This window comes from Pseudomonas sp. H9 (assembly GCF_004353925.1).
Taxonomy (GTDB): domain Bacteria; phylum Pseudomonadota; class Gammaproteobacteria; order Pseudomonadales; family Pseudomonadaceae; genus Aquipseudomonas.
Window position 1 is genome coordinate 1 of sequence record NZ_SMOK01000054.1, and the last position, 2048, is coordinate 2048.

At 57.4% G+C, this 2048-nt stretch carries 2 protein-coding genes; both read left to right on the forward strand.

The features are described from left to right. Positions 1–607 (forward strand): immunoglobulin-like domain-containing protein (locus E1573_RS26835; RefSeq protein ID WP_165957395.1); only part of this gene is annotated, 607 nt, incomplete at its 5' end. Continuing rightward, the coding region (locus E1573_RS26655; RefSeq protein WP_133217527.1) for an immunoglobulin-like domain-containing protein at positions 516–2048 on the forward strand (1533 nt) is incomplete at its 3' end. The genes E1573_RS26835 and E1573_RS26655, both read left to right, overlap by 92 nt.

Below are 2048 nucleotides of genomic sequence, written 5' to 3' on the forward strand. Positions count from 1 at the left end.
GCAAGCCGGCAGCACCGCCGTGCTGACCGTCAACGTCGCGGGCAAAGACTACTTCGTCACCGTCGACGACAAGGGTTACGGCAAACTCGAAGTCCCGAACGCCAACATCGAAGACGTCTACACCGACGCCAGCAAGGTCACCGCGACTGTGACTGAGGTGAACGGCGGCAACTTCGAAGGCACCGACCTCAAAGGCGCGAATGCGACCGCAACCGTTGAAGACACGGTGCAAAACACCAAGGTCGAAGTCACCGCCGATGCCGCGAAAGAAGGCGACGCCAATGTCACCTTCCATTTCCAGCTGAGCAACCCGCCGCAAGCCGGTAGCACTGCCATCCTGACCGTCAATGTCGCGGGCAAGGACTACTTCATCACTGTCGACGACAAGGGCTACGGCAAACTCGAAGTCCCGAACGCCAACATTGAAGACGTCTACACCGACGCCAGCAAGGTCACTGCCACCGTCACTGAAGTGAATGGCGGCAACTTCGAAGGCACCGACCTCAAAGGTGCGAATGCAACTGCAACCTGTCGCGGGCAAGGACTACTTCATCACTGTCGACGACAAGGGCTACGGCAAACTCGAAGTCCCGAACGCCAACATTGAAGACGTCTACACCGACGCCAGCAAGGTCACTGCCACCGTCACTGAAGTGAATGGCGGCAACTTCGAAGGCACCGACCTCAAAGGTGCGAATGCAACTGCAACCGTTGAAGACACGGTGCAAAACACCAAGGTCGAAGTCACCGCAGACGCTGCGAAAGAAGGCGACGCCAACGTCACCTTCCATTTCCAGCTGAGCAATCCGCCACAGGCCGGTTCCACTGCCGTGTTGACCGTCAATGTCGGCGGCAAGGATTACTTCGTCACCGTCGATGACAAGGGTTACGGCAAACTCGAAGTCCCGAACGCCAACATCGAAGACGTCTACACCGACGCCAGCAAAGTCACCGCGACCGTCACTGAAGTAAACGGCGGCAACTTCGAAGGTACTGACCTGAAAGATGCGTCGGTGACCGTTGATGTCAAAGACACCATCCAAAACACCAAGGTCGAAGTGACCGCCGATGCGGCGAAAGAAGGCGACGCCAACGTTACCTTCCACTTCCAGCTGAGCAACCCACCACAGGCCGGTAGCACTGCCATCCTGACCGTCAATGTCGGCGGCAAGGACTACTTCGTCACCGTCGACAGCAAGGGTTACGGCAAACTCGAAGTCCCGAACGCCAACATCGAAGACGTCTACACCGACGCCAGCAAGGTCACCGCGACCGTCACTGAAGTGAATGGCGGCAACTTCGAAGGCACCGACCTCAAAGGCGCTAATGCGACCGCAACCGTTGAAGACACGGTGCAAAACACCACGGTCAAAGTGACCGCCGATGCCGCGAAAGAAGGCGACGCCAACGTTACCTTCCACTTCCAGCTGAGCAACCCGCCACAGGCCGGTTCCACTGCAGTGCTGACCGTTAATGTCGGCGGCAAGGATTACTTCGTCACGGTCGATGACAAGGGCTACGGCAAACTCGAGGTGCCGAACACCAATATCGAAGACGTCTACACCGACGCCAGCAAAGTTACTGCGACCGTCACTGAAGTGAACGGCGGCAATTTCGAAGGTACTGACCTGAAAGATGCCTCGATCACGGTTGATGTCAAAGACACCATCCAGGACACCACCGTCAAAGTGACCGCCGATGCGGCGAAAGAAGGCGACGCCAACGTTACCTTCCACTTCCAGCTGAGCAATCCGCCACAGGCCGGTAGCACTGCCATCCTGACCGTCAATGTCGGCGGCAAGGATTACTTCGTCACCGTCGATGACAAGGGTTACGGCAAACTTGAGGTGCCGAACGCCAACATCGAAGACGTCTACACCGACGCCAGCAAAGTCACCGCGACCGTCACTGAAGTGAATGGCGGCAACTTCGAAGGCACCGACCTCAAAGGCGCGAATGCAACTGCAACCGTTGAAGACACGGTGCAAAACACCAAGGTCGAAGTCACCGCAGACGCGGCGAAAGAAGGCGACGCTAACGTCACCTTC